Below are 20,373 nucleotides of genomic sequence, written 5' to 3'. Positions count from 1 at the left end.
TTCCCAAATGGGAATATCACATCATAAAAATTTAAGATAAACTCAAGGCATAAATCATTTGATAGACTCAGTATGAGCAGATCCCCCTGCTATCCAATACAGGTCTATCAAATGATTTAAAATTAAGACAATTAAATAAAACAGATGAAATTAAATATGCTCAAACTCAAGCGTTACTCCCATCAACAACTGCATCAATTCAGTTTGGGAAGTACAACCCGTTTTGGCAAAAATATTTTTAATATAGACACGAATGGAACCATAAGTAATATCCATGTGTTCAGCAATCTGTTCAAGACTCAAACCATTGACAAATAAATCACATACTTCCAGTTCACGTTTAGCCAGTTTATATTTTTGGACAAGATAATCTTTAGCTAAATATTGTGCTTGATTAGTTTGGGTCACAAAAATAATCGCCTGTTTTTGATAATACTGCGCCTCAGTTTCTGAAAAAGGTAAAATACTGAGCATCAATGAGCTATCATTATCATCATAAAGTGCGAGCACCCCACCCGCCTCATTATTCAGATCATCATTCTCAAACAAAGCACTACGAATAAGCTGATTTAATTTTTCCTGAAAATTTTTTAAGGTCTTTAAACTATTGTTTTTATCAAGTTCCAATATAGATGAATGTTCAAATACTTTCTTTACAATTGCATTGGCATAGCATAAACGATAATCCTGATTTATTAAGATTACTCCTATTTTAAAACGATCCAATACTTGATAAATATTCTTCTTATCTTCCTGTAATATCGTGATCTGACGATAAATCTGTAATGCACGGCGTAAATGTACCCCTAAACGCTTTAATATTTTTTCTTCCTGTTCGCTATATTCATCTAGTTGAGGCGAACGATGTACCGCAAATACCGCCCAACTATAGGCACTTCGCTCCAACAAAACTGCCGCCACATGGCTGACATTGGTTGGTTTTGCACATTTTTCATAAAACAGAAACTCATCTGTTTCCACAGGCATAGCAGCATAATGTGCAAATGTATTCAGTACAGTATCGCCCAATGCTTTTTCTGCCCAATAAGGTGCATGTAAACGCATATCCAGTACTTTGACCTGTTCATCCTGATAGGCCTGCATACTTTCAGGCGGTATATTGTAGGTAAAGACAAAATCATAATTCGGACTTAACTGGTCTGTTGCGGTAAAAATCGCGGTAGTACTTCCTGTAAAATCAACAATTTCCGTCAACACATCCTGCCATAAAGCTGGGTTTAAGGCAGCCTCATAGATCATGCCAATCACTTTATTTTCTTGTTCAGCCAACATCCGTGTATCCCCCGAGTTAAATCGTACACAGATTCATGCTAACTGAGTCACACAACCTAGACATATCCTCATTTAAGGATGTTTTAAGCAAAATTTAAGCTTTCGCTGAAATAAAATTCTACTCTGGCTTAATATTAGCTACGGATACTCATGAGTAACTGCATCAACTCTACCTGAGAACTGCAAGGCATTTTTGCAAAGATATTTCTAAGATAGGTGCGTATTGAGCTTCTGGTCAGCCCCATTTGCTCTGCAACCTGTTCCAGATTCATGCCATTCACAAACAGGTCACAAAGCTCTAGTTCCCTTTTAGTCAGATTATAAGTTTGTTTCAAATATTGATGATTTAAATGATATTTTTTCTTATTCTCTTGTTCATCCCTTAATACCATTGGCACATCATCAAAACTCAGCATCACCAAGGGGCGAATACCAAAAAATGACATTTCTTTTTCAGAAGCCAATAAATTGATTGTGCAGAATAAGCTATGCTCTGTTTCTGTAATTGAAAACTTTATGTCCTTATACTGTTCCAATTGCGCTTGCTTGTATCGAAATGCCTCCTCAATTTGATAAAGCTTTTCTAAAAACTGAATCTGATCTTTTTCAGGTAAAGTCAATCGCTGATCAATGACCTGCACACATTCATTTTCTTCCAAGAAACCAAGCATCACTGGATTGTTGTGTACAACCTGCCCAGACAAATTCAACAGCATAATCGGCTGGTTCAGTTTATCAATCAGGTTATAGCCAACGATATTATCCAGGGAAAATTCATATAAATGCCGCTGTGCCATGACAATGCGCTTTAAATGTGGCAACAAGCGATCCAGAAACTCCAACTCCTGCGGATTCAGTGGCTGTCGTTGCTGTGAGGTACTCACGCTCCAGAATACGCATAGCTTTTCATCCAGAATCAGTTCATGGGTTGCCACATACCTTAGACCATAAGGCAAAAGGATTTTCTGATATAAATCAGAATTTTCCACAAATTCTTCAGGTACATGCGTATGGCATTGATACCAGCCCTTTCGTTCAGGGTCCAGAAATTTCCCCCAGCGTGGGTCTGCCTCAGTTGGATAACGCAGATAATCCAGTTCAGCCGAGGCATACGCCTCCAGTGGCAGTGATCCCACACCATTACTAAAGGACAATACATTATAGGAAAAGTCGATAGCCTGAATATGCACATAAGACACATTCAAGATTTTAAGTAATTCTTTGGAAAAGTTAAACCATCCATCTTTATTTAGGGGAATCTGATAAATCAGCTCACATAATTCATTATAGTAATTTTCAAGTAAATCCATTACATTTGTGTATCAAGTTTCATTCCTGTATCACCATATTGTATTTAATTTGTTATTTCAAGTATTTGAAATACATCTCTACAAAATACGATAAAAAAAGCCATTCCCTATACAGGGAATGGCGGAGTGTAAAGGTAAGCTACCCAGTCATGTGATTCCATTAAAATGGAAAATCCATCACCAGATTATCATTCTTGTTATCTTAATAGATAAACTAGTCTAAAAACCATTCCTCATCTGGGGAATAATTTTTAGATCAGACACATTAGAATGTATAACCCGCGTTTACCATAAAGCCTTTTAGGTTATTGTCCGCGTAGGTGTAGGTAAATCCAACACGGTATTCATCAATCCATGCTTTTGGTTTTAGGTTTTTAAAACCAATCGAGCCAGAAAGATCATGCTGGAAATCGGAATAAAGTTGATCGCCATAGAAATCTGTTCTTGCATACTGCAACTTGGCAATCAATGGACTGCCTGCAACTGTTTTATGCAGGACATGGCTATACTCCACCCCATTACGGAAAATGGTGTTTTGCAGGTCATAACCACTGTCAAAATCACCCACTTGCAGCGCATCCGTTTTATAGTAAGAAATCATGTTGATGATGGAGATATTGGAATGCTCATTGAGGGGGAATTGGGCGTTGCTGCTTAACCCTCCACCATAAATCAGTGCCGCTGTACCAAAATCCTGTGATCCTGTTGCACCAACACGAACCTGTGGCATAAGATACCAGGTCATTGCATCATTTGAAGTTACCTGAAAATTAAGGCCTACCCCAAGATTCAAGCTACCAGAAAGTGCATCTTCTGTATCCACCAAGGTAATTGGCGCATCAATCACCAAACCCATTTTTTTGGAGTCAAACCAATGTGAATAAGCCAATGGCAGGTTATAAACATTGAGACCATAGCCTTGTTGGGTATAGCGGCCAAAACGAGGCATCATTGAAAAACTGGAAGATGACTGGTCTTTTAAGCCGAATGCCTGATTGGTTGCCATGTCAGATAAACTGTCTGTCATTGAAACAGCCATGTTTGAAAGCAGGCTGGTTGGGTTGCCTGCAACAGGATCAATTGGTGAGTTCTTTACCCATTCCTTGGTTAATGCCTTTAACAGGTCTTTATCCATGCCTTCCAGCGCATCAACAAATTTTTCCTTACTTTCCTCGCGGGTTGCACCCGTATAGCTACGCTCAATACCTAAAGATGGAATCTTGAAAACCAAGGTAGATGAGTTCTGGGCATAACTGATATTGACAGGAACACTACGCAAATCAAGTTTTGCATTCACTGCTGATATATCTGAATAATTTGGGAATATTTTACGCATATTTTCAGATTCATACTGATCGGCAACATTCAGGATCTTGTTATAGCCAATCATCTGGGTCACACCATCCACCTGCACTTCAGCAGTGAAGATATCTTTTGCAAATACTGAACCTGTTCCCATCACAGCAATTGCTAGACCCGTTGTCCAAATCTTGATATTCATTTAACCATTCCCCCGAATGAATCCGTTTCAAAAAACAAATATTTCAACTGGTAGATGGTATGTTATTTTTTGTTAAAAAAACATTCCTCATTTGAGGAATAGACTTTTTATGTTTTATCAGATAAAGCAATGCAAAACAGATATTTTGATCAAAAAAAAGCCTTGCTGAAGCAAGGCATTTAAAATATTAGATTCAATTCTTTGTAATCAGGACACGAACTGGAGGAACAACCAATATAATCCACCTGAGATTGCAATCGTTGCTGGCAAGGTAAATATCCATGCAGAAAGGATTGTTTTCACTGTCGCAAAGTTCAGCCCAGACTTGTTGGCAACCATCGTGCCTGCAACCGCGCTGTTTAAAACGTGGGTTGTCGATACGGGCATACCCAAGCCATCGGCGGCAGCAATTGTGCTCATTGCAACCAGTTCAGCCGACATCCCCTGCCCATAGGTCATGTGGTTCTTGCCAATTCGTTCACCTACAGTCACCACGATACGCTTCCAGCCGACCATCGTGCCCAGACCCAGTGCCAAAGCTACTGCAACTTTCACCCAGTTCGGGATGTATTGCAGGAATGAATCCAGATTGCCACGGTATTCTTTGACAACTTTTGCCTGATCCTGATTCATTGCAGGTAAAGCCTCAGCCTTGTCCAGACGCTTGAATGTGGTGGTACTTAGGTACATATCATTACGGATTTCACTTACCGCTGCCTCTGGAATGGCTTTCAAGTCACCATAATTGGCAACACGCTCACCCAAATGTGCAGTCATGCTGGCAAGTGCAGGCACAACCTCAGGTGTCTGTTCTTTGGTCTGGATGTATTTAGTCAGCACATCACGTGCTTTGGCATCTGTCAGCTCATTTTGATTGACATTAAGCACAGTCGCTGTTTGTACTGAAAGTTGTTCAAATGACTGTAAGTGTTTTGCATCAAGATTCTTGTTTAAAGAATACGCCAACGGCACCAAACCAATCAAAATCAACATGATCAGCCCCATACCTTTTTGCCCATCGTTTGAACCATGCGCAAAACTTACCCCTGTACAGGTAAAGATCAGGATGGCACGGATTAATGGTGGTGGTGGCTTGTTGCCTTCTGGCGGCTGGAATAGCTCCAGTTGACGCTTAAAGACTGTTTTTACCAATAAAAAGACGATAGCCGCAAAGGCGAAACCAATCAGTGGAGAGAACAGTAAGGCCTTACCGACCTTAATCACCTGATCCATATCTATGCCAGATGCACCACCGTTACTCGAATTTAGAATGTAGTTCATAATGCCTACACCTAAAATTGAACCAATCAGGGTATGTGAACTTGATGCTGGAATGCCCAGAAACCAAGTCCCCAAATTCCATAAAATTGCGGCAATCAACATGGCAAACACCATGGCAAAACCAGCCCCACTTCCCACATTCATAATGAGTTCAACAGGAAGTAAGGCAATAATACCGTATGCAACCGCACCACTCGCCACCATAACTCCAAGGAAGTTACAGAAGCCCGCCCACATGACGGCCACAGGTGCAGGCAATGCATTGGTATAGATCACCGTCGCTACGGCGTTTGCTGTATCGTGAAAACCATTAACAAATTCAAAGCCCAACGCAATAAAAAGTGCCGTTGATAGAAGAATAACTGAATATAAACTTAATGGTGGAACATGCGCCAAATCAGCGCTCACCTGAAAACCAATATAAATAAGTGTTGCAATAATAATTGTTAAAAACACCGGCATAAAGAATTTCGGTGTAGGAACATGCACATTCGTCGATTTTGCCTGTGAACTGGCAAGCGGTGAATCCGAAACAGGAGGAAGATTAGAATTCATGTAGACGGCAAGAGGATAATTAAATCCCCTGTATTGTTTAATTAAATTATGACAATTATATGACAAAGGACTGTCACATGAAGCCAAAATTTCATAGTTTTGTCACATTTTCTGGAATTTTATTAGGACAATCTCACTATTTTTTAAAAAATTAATTATTAAAAACAGCATGTTAATAAAAATACTTTTAAAACAAAACTGTTTGTCTGATTTTGCAACAAATACAATGAAATATGACATCTGACTGTCATATTTCAGATTATTTGCGTTCTTTTTAAGCATTATTCAGCTCAATTATGACAGCTTAATGAAGCTTTTATGACAAAATTTTAAATATCAGGCGTAATGATATGACTTCATGTCATTTCTGGCCTTAATCAGATTTAATGCTTAATTTTTTCCTAACCAAGCTGATGAACTATTAAGTAAATTCATCTGGAATACTTCATTCAACAAGCCGTGGAAAGAGAATATTTTTATTACTCAAGATAGAAAAATTATTAAAATTTTGATTTTAAATGAAAAAATTAAGTAGTTAATCGAGAACACCGATAATTCGCTAATACCATCGTAATTTCTGAAATATTGTTCTCTAGATTAGGAAGTAGCTTCAAAAGCACAATTAAAGTATATAATTGTTTATCTGAAAAGTTTCGCAACTTTCTATTTAAATCATACTGTTGACTTGAATATGTAATATTAAAAGCCCATGAATTAAATACTGTATCTAGATGCTGCTGTTGCCAGTCATTAAGCTCATCCTGTTTAAACATCCACATCAATAATGGAGGCGTATAAAAATAAAATCCTGCTGATGAGGAAAATGTGAATCCTGTATAGTAAGCATATAAATAATCTAGAGGAATATCCTGCCAGTTAGGGTAAGTATTACGCATTTTCCGCTGTTGCCGTAAAGCTTCTATCGCTTCTTGCCTTTCCAACTCTCGCCAATAACCATACGATGAATGCAATGCCTGTTCTTCATCATCCAACCATTGAGATAATGGATAATCAAAATTAAAACATGGCCTAGGCTGGCCATCCATATGTGCATGACTGGTATCGTACCAATCTTCTTCAGCCAGAGTATAAGCATCTGTAGCTAAAGTGACATCACCAAATTGTTCTATCAATAATGCTAAAGCTGACTGTTTTTGTATTCTATCCATATCAATTGTTATTCCATCTTACCTAGCTAAACACATTCACTTTATCATATTGAAGCTAACCTCAATAATTCATCTTAACATTCCTGATCCGCTCCCCACCGCAAGACGCTTAATTTCTGCTAAACTTCACGCATTGTTACATATTGAATTTAGCGAGCGTTCTGCATGTCCACCCCTGCACCATTGTTAGCCACATTAAAACAACTTTTAGCTGAGCGTATCCTGATTATTGATGGCGCAATGGGAACCATGATTCAACGCCATAAATTACAAGAAGAAGATTATCGTGGTGAACGCTTTGCAGATTGGGCATCAGACCTTAAAGGCAACAATGATTTACTGGTATTAACGCAACCACAGATTATTCAGGGCATTCATGAAGCCTATCTGGATGCTGGTGCAGACATTATTGAAACCAACAGCTTTAACGGTACACGTGTCTCCATGTCCGATTATCACATGGAAGATTTAGTCCCTGAAATCAACCGTGAAGCGGCTCGTCTCGCCAAACAAGCCTGTTTAAAATATTCCACCCCAGACAAACCACGTTTTGTTGCAGGTGTGCTTGGTCCCACTTCCCGTACCTGTTCCATTTCACCGAATGTGAATGACCCTGCTTTCCGCAACATTACTTTTGATGAACTCAAAGAAAACTATATTGAGGCAACACATGCCCTCATCGAAGGTGGTGCCGATATTCTTCTGATTGAAACGGTGTTTGATACGCTAAACTGTAAAGCAGCGATCTTTGCGGTTAAGGAAGTGTTTAAGCAAATCGGTTATGAATTGCCTTTAATGATTTCGGGCACCATTACTGATGCATCAGGTCGTACTCTGACAGGCCAAACCGCCGAAGCCTTTTGGAACTCAGTGCGTCATGGTGATTTATTGTCGATTGGTTTTAACTGTGCATTGGGTGCTGATGCCATGCGCCCGCACGTTAAAACCATTAGTGATGTCGCGGATACTTTTGTTTCAGCGCATCCAAATGCTGGTTTGCCAAATGCGTTCGGTGAATATGATGAAACGCCTGAGCAAACCGCAGCATTCTTAAAAGAATTTGCTGAAAGTGGTCTTATCAATATTACAGGTGGTTGTTGTGGTACAACGCCAGACCATATCCGTGCTATTTATCATGCTGTTAAAGACATCAAGCCACGTCAAATTCCTGAAACCAAACCTGCTTGTCGCCTCAGTGGTTTAGAGCCATTTAACATTTATGATGATTCACTATTTGTCAATGTCGGTGAACGTACCAACGTCACAGGTTCAAAAAAATTCCTGCGTTTAATCCGTGAAGAAAATTTTGCCGAAGCTCTGGAAGTTGCACAGCAACAAGTTGAAGCAGGCGCACAGATCATCGACATTAATATGGATGAAGGGATGCTCGATTCGCAAAATGCGATGGTGCATTTCTTGAATCTGGTGGCATCTGAACCTGATATTTCCCGTGTGCCAATCATGATTGACTCATCTAAATGGGAAATCATTGAAGCGGGTCTAAAATGTGTACAGGGTAAACCTGTGGTGAACTCGATTTCCTTAAAAGAAGGTTATGACGAGTTTGTCGAAAAAGCCCGCCTATGTCGTCAATATGGTGCGGCAATTATCGTCATGGCATTTGATGAAGCTGGTCAGGCAGATACGGCTGCACGTAAACGTGAGATCTGTAAACGTTCTTATGATGTGTTGGTCAATGATGTGGGCTTCCCTGCCGAAGACATCATTTTCGATCCAAACGTGTTTGCTGTCGCAACAGGAATTGAAGAACATAATAACTACGGTGTCGATTTTATTGAAGCGACAGGCTGGATTAAACAAAACTTGCCACATGCCATGATTTCAGGTGGTGTGTCTAATGTATCGTTCTCTTTCCGTGGCAATGAACCTGTGCGTGAAGCGATTCACTCTGTGTTCCTTTATTATGCCATCAAACAAGGCATGACCATGGGGATTGTCAATGCTGGGCAAATGGCAATCTATGACGATATTCCAAAAGAACTGAAAGATGCGGTTGAAGATGTCATCCTGAATCAAAATCAGGGTGAAAGTGGACAAGAAGCCACTGAAAAATTACTTGAAGTTGCAGAAAAATATCGTAGTCACGGCGGTGCAGCCAAAGAGGCTGAAAACCTTGAATGGCGTAATCAGTCTGTTGAGAAACGTCTTGAATATGCCTTAGTGAAAGGGATTACCACTTATATTGATGAAGATACCGAAGAAGCCCGTTTAAAAGCCAAGCGTCCCCTTGATGTGATTGAGGGTGCATTAATGGATGGCATGAACGTGGTCGGCGACTTGTTTGGCTCAGGGAAAATGTTCCTACCACAAGTGGTGAAATCTGCCCGTGTCATGAAACAAGCGGTGGCTTGGTTAAATCCGTACATCGAAGCTGAAAAAACAGGTAGCCAGTCTAAAGGTAAAGTGTTGATGGCAACCGTTAAAGGCGATGTACACGATATTGGTAAAAATATCGTGGGTGTGGTCTTGGGCTGTAATGGCTATGATATTGTCGATTTAGGTGTGATGGTTCCTGCTGAAAAAATCCTGCAAACCGCCATTGATGAAAAATGTGACATCATCGGTTTATCAGGTTTAATCACACCATCTTTAGATGAAATGGTGTTTGTTGCCAAAGAAATGCAGCGTAAAGGCTTTACTATTCCTTTATTGATTGGTGGCGCAACCACATCGAAAGCCCATACCGCAGTTAAAATTGATCCGCAATATTCAAATGATGCCGTGATTTATGTGGCGGATGCCTCTCGTGCTGTGGGTGTAGCGACGACTCTACTGTCAAAAGAAATGCGTGGTAACTTTATTGCCGAGCATCGTGCTGAATACGCCAAGATTCGTGAACGCCTAGCCAACAAGCAACCGAAAGCGGCTAAATTGAGCTATGCAGAATCCATTGAAAATGGCTTTAAAATTGATGACAACTATGTACCGCCAAAACCAAATACGTTAGGTACACAGGTTCTTAAAAACTATCCACTTGAAACCTTAGTACCATATTTTGACTGGACACCGTTCTTTATTTCATGGTCATTGGCAGGTAAATTCCCGAAAATTTTAACTGATGAAGTGGTCGGCGAAGCAGCAACTGATTTATACAATCAAGCTCAAGCCATGCTGAAAGATATTATTGAGAATAAGCGTTTTGATGCTCGTGCCGTGTTTGGTTTATATCCTGCACAGCGTACCGATGCAGATACCGTGAGTGTGTTTGATGAAAACAGTCAGAATGTCACACATACCTTTGAACATTTACGTCAGCAGTCCGATAAAGTCACTGGTAAACCAAACTTGTCTTTAGCCGACTATATCAGTACTTCTAAAGAGCAAAATGATTATCTTGGTGGCTTTACCGTGTCGATTTTCGGTGCGGAAGAACTCGCCAATGAATATAAAACCAAAGGTGATGATTACTCAGCCATCTTGGTCCAGTCATTGGCAGACCGTTTTGCCGAAGCCTTTGCCGAGCATTTGCATGAACGGATTCGTAAAGAGTTTTGGGGCTATCAACCTGATGAAAACCTTGATAATGAAGCACTGATCAAAGAGAAATATGTGGGGATTCGTCCTGCACCTGGTTACCCTGCTTGCCCTGAACATTCGGAAAAAGCGGTATTGTTTGACTGGTTAGGTTCTGAGGAAAAAATTGGAACCAAACTGACTGAACACTTTGCCATGATGCCGCCATCTTCTGTCAGTGGTTTCTATTATTCACACCCTGAAAGTGACTACTTTAATGTGGGTAAAATCTCGCAAGATCAGCTTGAAGATTATGCAAAACGTAAAAACTGGACAATTGATGAAGCAAAACGTTGGTTAGCGCCGAATTTGGATGATTCGATTGCGTAATATTAAGCACACGCTAAAAACGATCCCCTTTATTAAAAGAATAGAGGGGATTTTAAATCATCAGGTGTTACGGATTTGTAAATTGAGTTTAAAATAATATTTACCATTGGTTTCCTGATAAATCGTACCGAAACGATGACGTGTACTGGAAGCTGTATCCAGTTTGGTATTCAAAAATAAATATTCTTTTAAATCTGCATCTTTTATTACATGATAAAGTAAAAGATCACCATCTTTTCTGACTACAACCAAACCATTACAGGTATAAGCACCATCCCACGGCGTACCAGAGAACATGCCCAATAAAATTGCTTTTAGAAAATCCTTAACCCGAATAGTTTTAATTTCATCATCGACTAAATCTCTTAAATAGCGCCCTTGACCTTTATAATATTTAAGTAGTATTTCTGCCAAATACTCTGGCATTAGCGAGTCTGCTTTTCGTAAATTATCATTAAATACGTCATTTTCACATTTATAAAATTCGAGTTGCCCTCCTAATTCTTCAATTTTAGTTAAACGATCCTTTATTTTTGATGAAGTTTCAATTTGATTAACATCCTGTAATGTACCTCTAAAATTCTTCACCTCATAAATAAAATTGGTTGTCGATCCTGCATTGAGTAGTGTTGGCGCACTGCCTAAAAATGATTTTATTCCCAATGGGTCATATTGATAACTTTGATTTTGAAATTCAAAAGAAATGTTTAAATCAGCCTTAGTATATGAGCTGCCTTTAAAAGAGCTAATCTTTAATAATTCCAATAAACTCTGTTGTTCAATATTAAAAGTTTTTGTTTCAGGATTTAAAATCGTGTTCTTGATCTTGGCAAGTACTTCATCATTTAAAATATGCTGAATAGAGCCTAAATCAATCGTTTGATTTCCCTCAATAATTTTTAAGTGATCGTCACCAATGACATAAAATTTACTGGAACCAATATGTTGTAGAGCATAAATTTTAATAAATTCATTGGGTTGTTTTTCTTCTAACCGAGCATTACCAAATGATAACTTTTTATCATGCATAAGCTTCAGGAAAGCATATAATTCACTCCATTCACCTTTATTGAATTTCATTAAATCCTTTTCCTCTGTACGCTGTATGGTATGTTGTTGTAAATAATTCTGCACTGCTTTTGCTACATGATAGACCACATCCACACAGACACTATTCCCCAGTTGTTTCATGGCCTGAGTTTGATTCACAGGAAACTCAAAATCATCAGGGAAACCCATCATCCGTTTTCCCTGTTTAGGGGTTAAACGGCGCACTTCATGGTTGACCAGATAACCGTCCCAGTTACGGCGATCATCAATCGGTGAACTTTTACCACCGACCCTTAAGGTGAAACCAATTTCGCGACTACATTCTGCTTCCCATACATCCGACATATTTAATTTAAGTGGGACTGATGTAGGAAATTGAAATTCCTGTTGAGTCTCAACTAAATCTTTATTAAACCCAACAATAAAAATACGTGGTCGATGTTGCGGACGGCCATATTCACTTGCTTTTAAAATTTTATAGTGAACTGAATAGTTTAAGGCTTCCAATTCATGTTTGATAATTTGAAAAGTACGACCATCATCATGATTCATTAATCCACGTACGTTTTCTAAAATAAATGCTCTGGGCCTTTTCTGCGATAAAATTTCCACAATACAATAGAATAAATTACCTCTTTCTGACTTGGCTCCATCAATTAGTCCCTCTCTTTTCCCTGCGTGAGAAAAGGCCTGACAAGGAAATCCACCGCATAAAATATCATGTTCAGGAATCAACTCATATGAAGCTGAACGAATATCTCGATTAAAATCTTTTTCATCAATTTTATGATTTTTTAAATAAGTTTTTCTGGCATGCTCATCAAATTCTGATGCAAAAACACATTGCATACCCAGCTGAGATAGAGCAAGATGAAAACCACCAATCCCTGCAAATAAGTCTATAAACTTAAATTTTTCAGAAAAATCAAATTCTAAATTTGTACTCATTCACTACAAGCTAAAAAAATCATTATCCTATTATAGCCAAATATAAAATCGCATTGTTAAATGTATTGATAAACGTATGATCAGTAATCAATTCATTCTTTCTACAAACAACACCCCATCCAAATGATCAACTTCATGCTGCACAATCCGTGCAGGAAAACCCTCGTAGCTGGTTTCAACCACTTCACCCTCTAAAGTGTAATAACGCACTTTTACTGCTTGTACCCGCTCCACCTGTCCACGTTCATTCGGCACACTCAAACACCCCTCTTCACCCAAACAAGTTGCTTGAGAAAACTCTAAAATCTCAGGATTGACCATCACAACAGCATCCATTTCTGGTGCATCTGGATAACGTGGATTAGGTCGGGACGCCACAATAATCACACGCTTGGAAATATAGACTTGTGGTGCTGCAATGCCAACACCATTACGCTCAAGCATGGTCGAATGCATGGCAGATGCAAGCCCCATCAACCATTCACTATTAAATTCCACATCTGCCACCAATGCCGCTTTCAACTTTAAAATTTCTTCACCACGCTGTGCCACAGGTAAAATCACGTTCATCACATAACCTTATAATTGTTTTGACCAAATCGTAAATAACATCGTATGGGATATTGAATCAGGTTGCCATAATTTTCATTTAAGAATCTTGTCATAGTATATGCACGATAAAAATAACGTATGGCAAATCACAATGAACGCGACCCAGCTTTTTCTTGGTGTGATCTTTAGCTCGATTGGCTTAGGCTATTTTATGTACGGTAAAAAGCAGAAAATGACCATCCCCCTAGCCTGCGGCCTAATTCTGATGATTTATCCTTACTTTATAGAAAGTACCACTTTACTGAGTGTGATTGGTGTCATCCTTTCGCTTCTACCCTATTTTCTGCGCTTCTAAAAACAAAAAACTCCCCTGACGGAGAGTTCTTCTATCGCATCTAAATTAAAGGTTTTTCTTTAATTCATCTTCAACAATTTCAATCTCAAGTTGGCTAAACTTGCGAATTTCGCCCTCTGCATGCTTTTCAAGCATCCCACCAATCAAAGGTACTTTTACCTTTACAGTCCAAGTCAGGGTAATGTCTACTTTGTCACCGTTACCTGTTACCTTACGCTCAGCTTTCGCCTCCAGCGGCAAGTTTGCACCCAGCTCAACCGTTGAAGTCAGGTTTTTCAAATGGGTAATGTCAGCACGTTTTAAACGGAACGCATTTTTTAATAGTTTTTTCGCAACTTCTGGAATATTCACATCAAGGTTATATTCACGGCGTAGGGTATAAATGTCGCCATTGATGTTGGATTCAATAATTTCCAGATTCTCGCCTGGGATACGCTTACACACTGCTTCATGCAATGAGGTGTCGGCAACCAGTCTTGAAAAATCTTCAATTGAAACACCGTGAATTGTTTCATTAACCGTAAATTGATGTGCCATCTTTAAACTTCCGTTTCATTGTATTTAGGATTTCGGGATTGCGCAAAATTATAGCACTCTCTTTTGTAGAACAAAGCATCATCTTGAAAAAATGGGTGACTGCACGGATTAGTTATTTTTATTGTAATGATGTCGCATACATAGTTTTACCGTTACGTGCTCAGTACGGCTGATGTATAGGTAATGGCTACCGTATTCAATTACGGCATAGAAGTGTTCAGCACCATCATCCAGTCCTGTCGCTGACCATGTGGTGCCCTGTGGAAACTCATCCAGCCATGTGGCCTTATAGAAATCTGAAACTGAGTCAAAAGCCAGATAGGTATCGGGGTCGTCCATAATTCTGGCGGCGACCTGATCAAATTTTTGTTGTTTAAACGCTTCCAGACTCAGTAGCACAAACATTCCCATGATTTTAGATAGAGTTAAATTTCAAAATCATACTAAAGTTAATATTTAGCCGAATTACAAAAATACTGTGATTTTCCTAGCGTTATATTTTGCTGGGAATTTTCCAGTTTTTCCACGTTATTTTCTGTGTTATCAGTTATTTTCGATCATGCTCTTATTTGCTAGACCGCGTTCAATATGGTATCAACCTATAGGGTCTGTTGACATTTCACAGATGCTTGCGACAGAGGACATTTTTTAGACGGTACAAGGCATGGCTTATGAAATTTAGCTATTCTAAATGAATAAGACATAACGCAGTAGCGGCAAAAAATGTCCCTGTCCCGCAGGGTTATGGCTAAAACTTTCCTAAACTGTGTTATGAAACTTGACAAGGGGTTGCCATTGTCTACGTTTCATGCCTTGTTTATGTCGTTTTAGCCTATAACGCAAGACATGGCTGAAATGTCAACAGACCCTAGTACTTTTATCTTTTTTACAACGATAAACAATAAGGAGTAAATATGTCTTACCAAAATATTTTAGTCGCTGTTGATGATTCTCCTATTTCCTATGCAGCGGTTGAACATGCACTTTCCCTGGCCAAATTGTCAGGGGCAAAAGTGACCATTCTGAGTGTGGTTGCAGTTGACCCTTTTGTTGGCGTGGACTTTTATCAGGTTGCGCCAGCAATTACCGATCATTTTATGCAGGCTGAAACCCATGCCAAAACCCAGCTTCAGGACATTGCCCAATCTTTTGTCCGTGATGGCATCAGTGTCACAACAAAAATTCATCATGGCCCAGCGAGTGAGGGCATTATCTTTGTGGCCGATGAGGTGGGAGCCGATCTCATCATTATGGGTTCGCATGGACGTACAGGGGTAAAACGTCTGCTATTGGGTAGCGTTGCCCGTGCCGTTTTAACTGAATCACATATTCCTGTGCTGATCGTTAAGCAATAACATCGTGTTCTCAATGGAAAAACCTTGTGTTCTACAACGAGGTTTTTCTTCAGGTATTTTTATTCTCGAAACGTTTCCCATGCTGCAAAAGCATGTTGCTTATAGAGCTTTAATACTGAGAATTGCGGAATAATCGCCTCACTTTGCGTTGGTCTTAAAAACACAAAATCATCGACCTGAATTTCACAATCCTTGGGTACATTTACCATTTCCTGATTGCTACTCCGCCCATATAAGATATGCGGATGGCATTGTTTCGGATAGACATAATTGGCCAGCCAATATCCACCATAAATAAACAGGGCCTTAGATTTGTGTGGCAATTTATCCAGCACAGACATGGCGGGAAGCTGGGTATAAGGCAGAACTTTTAATACAGGTGCGGCAATCCACAAAGCAGGCTGCAATGCCCTTAAAAAATTACTGTCAAAATCACTCGGTTTTAATAGCATCGAACCAAAAGACAGGTCGTTGCAAACACTTTCTGTGGTATGAAAACTAAAAGTGGGACTGCCCCCACCATTGAAACAAAGATTATCATTCCACAATGTAGGAAACTGTTTTTGAATCAGCTTTTGATATTCAGAATAGATGTATTGAGATTGCTGATAGGCAAGTTCTGGTTTTTTAATCAGGGCTGGTATTTTGGTGACATGAGCGTCGTAACCCATTAGACCTGAAAATTTTAAATACTGTGGATATTGCTGAATCAGCGTTAATATTTCAGTGAGTTGCTGACCAGACTGTACCCCACCACGATGTAATCCCACATCTATTTCAATATTCACATGCAAACAGATTGAATAATCCTGAGCAATTTGCAGATATTGCTGTAGGCGTTGTGTGGTATCCACCAGCCATTGAATCCTAGCCTCTGACCAGCCTGAATGTTGTTCATAGAAATAATATACCGCCTGGGCTGGCATCGGCTTGCCCAGCAAAATATCCGCTTCGGCAAAGTTTTCTAATATTGTAATGATATGCGGTTGATGGAACAGCATAAATCGCTGGGTATTGATCTGTTCAGACAGCATTTTTAATAAGTCTAAACATGCCAGAGATTTTACCACCAGACGTGGTTTTAAGTGTTGGGCATGCGCTAGTCGCACCTGAACATGCTGGATATTTTGTTTTAAGGCAGCTTCATCCACGATGAGTTGCGGTGTCGCAATCCCCTGCTTTTTTAAATCGAGATTAAGTTGTTTAAAATAATAATCCAGCATTTTTTTATCCTCTATCTCATTAAGAGAAATTTATAACCTGAGTTCGGAAAAATATGATACTCGGAAAAGTCATCCACAACTGTTTGAGACAGGACTTCATTGATAAGATGTTGTTTCTGCGATTTATTAACTTAGCTGAGGGTATTCAACGAGTTTTGTGGATGACAATGCCTTTGCTTACTTTGGGCGAAACCAAAGTAAGGCGAGCCGCAGGCTTATCCTGAAAATAGATGAAAACTCGGCAAGACTCCGTTAAGGTAATTATTTTTCAATAAGTTAAAAAACATTGAAGTCAAACTTTAGTTAAAATCAACCTAAAAATAACTTTTCCAGATATGGATTTAAAAACTTGGCCTGTGGGTCAAGCTCCTGACGCAAGGCCATAAAATCATCCCACTTTGGGTATAATGCCCGAAGCTGCGTGGTGGTCATGCCATGCATTTTACCCCAATGCGGCCGTCCCTGATATTTCTGTAAAATTGGCTCAACCACATCAAAGATTAAACGTGGGTCTTGTTTATGATATTGATGCACTGAAATGGAAATTGAATCCTGCTGATAAAAAGGACTGAGCCAAATATCATCACCTTTGACAAAGCGAAATTCCAGTGGAAAAAAGGTGGCAACCTTATGCTTTCTCAAGGCATGCAACACCTCATCCAGACATTCAATGCCCTGATCAACGGGAATCTGGTATTCCATTTCATTAAACTTGGTATTGCGTGGCGTTGGAAATATCTTGCTCGACCAGTCAATATAGGTGGTTGGTTTGACAAAAATACCTAACAATTTCTGTAAATACGGATTCAGTGATGGAAAGCTTTTGGTCAGTTCAGAACACAAGGTCAACAAGGTATCATCCGAGGGGAAATTTTCCTTGCGTGGCAAAATCTCCTCATTGGTTTCATCCAGCGTTTTCAGCATCAACTGTTTTTCATAGGAAAATACAAAACACTCAATATGCCTATGCTGATGTTTCCATTGCTGGATGTGTTGCATCATGTCCTCAACAGGACACAGCTCAATATGTTCCCTGAGTTTATAACGTGAACGGTTTTGCATGGTGATCTTGGTCAATATTCCCAAACTCCCCAGTGAAACACGCCCTGCGGCAAAGATTTCAGGGTTTTCGGTTCGACTACATTTCAGAATCTCGCCTGATGCGGTAAGCAACTCAAAGGCTTCCACATAAGCCGAAATACAGTGCAAATCGACTCCTGTGCCATGTGTTCCCGTTGATACCGCACCAGCCAGACTTTGCTGGTCAATATCGCCCTGATTGATCAAAGCCTGATTGATGGGCTGTAAATATTGTTCCAGATCATATAAACGGGTGCCTGCATAAATATCGCATCGGCAGCGTTCCACATCCAGATGGGTTACGCCCATCATGCGATCCAGCGATAGTAAAGTTGCATCGGTACACACCAACGGTGTAAATGAATGTCCTGCCCCGACCACCCGTATTTTTGTATGATCCCGAACGATACTCTGCAATTCCTGAGTATTGGCAGGCTGTAGAATCTGTTGTGGATTGGATTTCTGAAAGCCTGACCAGTTCGTCCATGTCGTTTGGGTTAAATCACTCATACTGCCTCTCCTTGGCTTGTGGCAGTTTTTAAATTGCCATGATTGATTCTTTTTGCGAGCTCCTGTTCTGGAATCGGTTTTGGTCGTGTGCCTTGATCATAATTACGCTGATTTTTATCCCGCAATAATTGTTCCGCCAATAGCTTGAATTTGCTTTGACAGGCCACCAGTGTCGATTGTCCAAATAAGGTATGTCCACCCTCATAGGCCTGTTCCTGATATTCCTCGTAAGTAGTGACATAGCCCATATAATCATTGCAGTAGGAGGCTAACCAAACTTGTTCTATATCAGGCTGATCAGCAACCACCTGTTTTACCGTCTCCACAACCCGTTGTCCTGCAATAGTGGTGAACTCGCCTGGACAGCAGACCATTGCCAAATTCCCCAATCGAATCATCTGTAAGGGCAAAACGTTTGGCACTAATGGACTCTGCTGAATTGCGCCTGCCTTGACCTGTCGGTTCATCTCTGCAATGAGAGGATCAAGAATACTGGGCGGAAAACCAATCGGCTGACCCAAAATCTTTTTGGCACCTGCTTCCAATAGAATCTGTTTCGGTCCCTGTGAAGCATAGAGTTGTTGATAGTTGACAAAATCTGCTGCCTTGGGATTTTTGCTCTTTTGTTTACGGAATTGGTCTGCCAAAAACTGCATGCCTTTCACCAACGGCTTTGGCGCACCCAAACCATCGACAGGCGTACCAGCAAAAAAGGCGGTGCCATGACAGGGTTGACTGGTTTTTGCACCAATCTGTCCTTGTGCAAATTCAGGTGGAATCTCAATATTGCTTAAATCCACATAAGACAATACCGCATCAATTTTTCCTTGTATTGGCTTTAAAGGTTGCTGGAATGCAGCCAAAGCCAGTTCACTTTGATAGCGTCCATTTTGCTGTGCATATTGGTATTCCTGCTCGCCCTTAATTTTATTGCGAATTTTAAGCTGATCTTTACCATGAAAATGTGGAGATACATCCCCTGCGGTGGCTTGGGCAAAAATGGTGACAGGATTTTGAATACCTTGCTGAATTAAGGCCTGTTCAGAAAATGCAGCGGCATAACCTTTATTGTCCCCATCATAAGCCTTTAATTTATTACCAAGACAGGTGGCATGTACACCAAACAATGAAATAAAGGTCTGTAATTTTTGTTCCCGATAAAAACCGATCAGTTGCATTTCACGGTTTAACGCTAGATGGGTATCACGTTCTGAATGTGGCTGCACTTCTGGATTACGGTTATAAGCCCTGATCGAGCGATTCCATGCCACAGGTGTATCTTCGGCAAAATGCTGGGTTGTTAAGAAAATCTCAGTGTCCTGTTCATGTTCAATGGCCGTTTGAATACTCAGCACAATGGCATCCACAACTGCACCTAAATGTTCAGGCACAAAACCTGGGGTCGGCATATTGTACAAGGCCTCATGGGCACAGCCCCCTGGCCCAGAATGGGTATGGGTTGCCATCAATACCAATTGATTTTCATCAAACTGTGAACCCAATATTTGCTGTAGTCGCTTCACCGATTGACTGCGCATGGCATGGGTAATACAACCCAAATCCAGACAACAGATAATGAGTCGATGTTGTTGCTGATCAACAATACTAAAGCTACGTGCATATAACGCCGTACGTTTTTCATAGGCACGATGTGACCATTGCCCATAGCCAAACATGGCATAGCCTTTTGGTGTAATTTGAATTTCCTGTTTATCCCAACCAACCTGATACATTGGTATTTTCCTTTTAAGTTCTTTTTCTAGCTGTCTGTTATAAAGCATGTTGAAAGT

Annotated in this window: 15 protein-coding genes; 3 read left to right on the top strand and 12 right to left on the bottom strand. The window is 40.0% G+C overall.

Annotated elements, in window-relative coordinates:
• Nucleotides 1-150: 150 nt before the first annotated feature.
• The 5 genes from QLH32_RS16425 to QLH32_RS16405 form a co-directional block, all read right to left on the bottom strand.
• Nucleotides 151-1,293 (bottom strand): helix-turn-helix transcriptional regulator, encoded by a 1,143-nt coding sequence (locus QLH32_RS16425; RefSeq protein WP_283267105.1) that lies wholly within the window; start codon nt 1,291-1,293, stop codon nt 151-153.
• Between the two features lie 134 nt (nt 1,294-1,427).
• Nucleotides 1,428-2,603 carry a helix-turn-helix transcriptional regulator gene (locus tag QLH32_RS16420; protein WP_283267104.1) on the bottom strand — a complete coding sequence of 392 codons (1,176 nt, stop codon included), beginning with the start codon at nt 2,601-2,603 and terminating at the stop codon, nt 1,428-1,430.
• A 265-nt stretch (nt 2,604-2,868) separates the two neighbouring features.
• Nucleotides 2,869-4,104, bottom strand: coding sequence for a hypothetical protein (locus tag QLH32_RS16415; RefSeq protein ID WP_283267103.1), 1,236 nt, complete (start codon nt 4,102-4,104; stop codon nt 2,869-2,871).
• A gap of 207 nt (nt 4,105-4,311) precedes the next feature.
• Nucleotides 4,312-5,940 (bottom strand): inorganic phosphate transporter, encoded by a 1,629-nt coding sequence (locus QLH32_RS16410; RefSeq protein ID WP_279959814.1) that lies wholly within the window; start codon nt 5,938-5,940, stop codon nt 4,312-4,314.
• A gap of 527 nt (nt 5,941-6,467) precedes the next feature.
• Nucleotides 6,468-7,109, bottom strand: a complete 642-nt coding sequence (locus QLH32_RS16405; RefSeq protein ID WP_283267102.1) for a DUF6714 family protein — start codon at nt 7,107-7,109, stop codon at nt 6,468-6,470.
• A gap of 165 nt (nt 7,110-7,274) precedes the next feature.
• Here QLH32_RS16405 and metH point away from each other — a divergent pair, with 165 nt between their 5' ends.
• Complete coding sequence (metH, locus tag QLH32_RS16400; RefSeq protein ID WP_283267101.1) at nt 7,275-10,973, top strand: methionine synthase; 3,699 nt, start codon at nt 7,275-7,277, stop codon at nt 10,971-10,973.
• A 60-nt stretch (nt 10,974-11,033) separates the two neighbouring features.
• Here metH and QLH32_RS16395 read toward each other — a convergent pair whose 3' ends face one another.
• Nucleotides 11,034-12,971 (bottom strand): DNA cytosine methyltransferase, encoded by a 1,938-nt coding sequence (locus QLH32_RS16395; RefSeq protein ID WP_283267099.1) that lies wholly within the window; start codon nt 12,969-12,971, stop codon nt 11,034-11,036.
• An 87-nt stretch (nt 12,972-13,058) separates the two neighbouring features.
• On the bottom strand, nt 13,059-13,541 hold the full coding sequence (gene def / locus QLH32_RS16390) for a peptide deformylase (RefSeq protein WP_283267098.1): 483 nt from the start codon (nt 13,539-13,541) through the stop codon (nt 13,059-13,061).
• Between the two features lie 133 nt (nt 13,542-13,674).
• Here def and QLH32_RS16385 point away from each other — a divergent pair, with 133 nt between their 5' ends.
• Entirely contained in the window at nt 13,675-13,878 is a 204-nt protein-coding gene (locus QLH32_RS16385) for an amino acid transport protein (RefSeq protein ID WP_267980490.1), read from the top strand.
• Nucleotides 13,879-13,923: 45 nt separating this feature from the next.
• On the opposite strand, the gene QLH32_RS16380 is transcribed toward QLH32_RS16385, so the two are convergent.
• A complete protein-coding gene (locus QLH32_RS16380; protein ID WP_267980489.1) occupies nt 13,924-14,415 on the bottom strand; it encodes a DUF2505 domain-containing protein in 492 nt (163 codons plus the stop codon).
• Between the two features lie 108 nt (nt 14,416-14,523).
• Nucleotides 14,524-14,814 (bottom strand): hypothetical protein, encoded by a 291-nt coding sequence (locus tag QLH32_RS16375; RefSeq protein ID WP_283269366.1) that lies wholly within the window; start codon nt 14,812-14,814, stop codon nt 14,524-14,526.
• A gap of 515 nt (nt 14,815-15,329) precedes the next feature.
• Between QLH32_RS16375 and QLH32_RS16370 the strand changes: the two genes are divergently transcribed.
• A complete protein-coding gene (locus tag QLH32_RS16370; protein ID WP_283267096.1) occupies nt 15,330-15,770 on the top strand; it encodes a universal stress protein in 441 nt (146 codons plus the stop codon).
• A 59-nt stretch (nt 15,771-15,829) separates the two neighbouring features.
• Here QLH32_RS16370 and QLH32_RS16365 read toward each other — a convergent pair whose 3' ends face one another.
• From QLH32_RS16365 to QLH32_RS16355, 3 genes are all read right to left on the bottom strand, one after another.
• Nucleotides 15,830-16,993 carry an alanine racemase gene (locus tag QLH32_RS16365; RefSeq protein ID WP_283267095.1) on the bottom strand — a complete coding sequence of 388 codons (1,164 nt, stop codon included), beginning with the start codon at nt 16,991-16,993 and terminating at the stop codon, nt 15,830-15,832.
• 309 nt (nt 16,994-17,302) lie between these two features.
• The gene (locus tag QLH32_RS16360; RefSeq protein WP_283267093.1) at nt 17,303-18,583 is read right to left on the bottom strand and encodes a D-arabinono-1,4-lactone oxidase; all 1,281 of its coding nucleotides are present in this window, start codon (nt 18,581-18,583) and stop codon (nt 17,303-17,305) included.
• On the bottom strand, nt 18,580-20,316 hold the full coding sequence (locus QLH32_RS16355) for a neutral/alkaline non-lysosomal ceramidase N-terminal domain-containing protein (protein WP_283267091.1): 1,737 nt from the start codon (nt 20,314-20,316) through the stop codon (nt 18,580-18,582). Before QLH32_RS16355 ends, QLH32_RS16360 begins: the two co-directional genes overlap by 4 nt.
• Between the last annotated feature and the right edge of the window lie 57 nt (nt 20,317-20,373).

Origin of the sequence: Acinetobacter corruptisaponis (assembly GCF_030053775.1) — a bacterium.
In the GTDB taxonomy this organism is placed as follows: domain Bacteria; phylum Pseudomonadota; class Gammaproteobacteria; order Pseudomonadales; family Moraxellaceae; genus Acinetobacter; species Acinetobacter corruptisaponis.
Note: the sequence above shows the minus strand (reverse complement) of the source record. Positions and strands in the feature narration are given on the sequence as shown.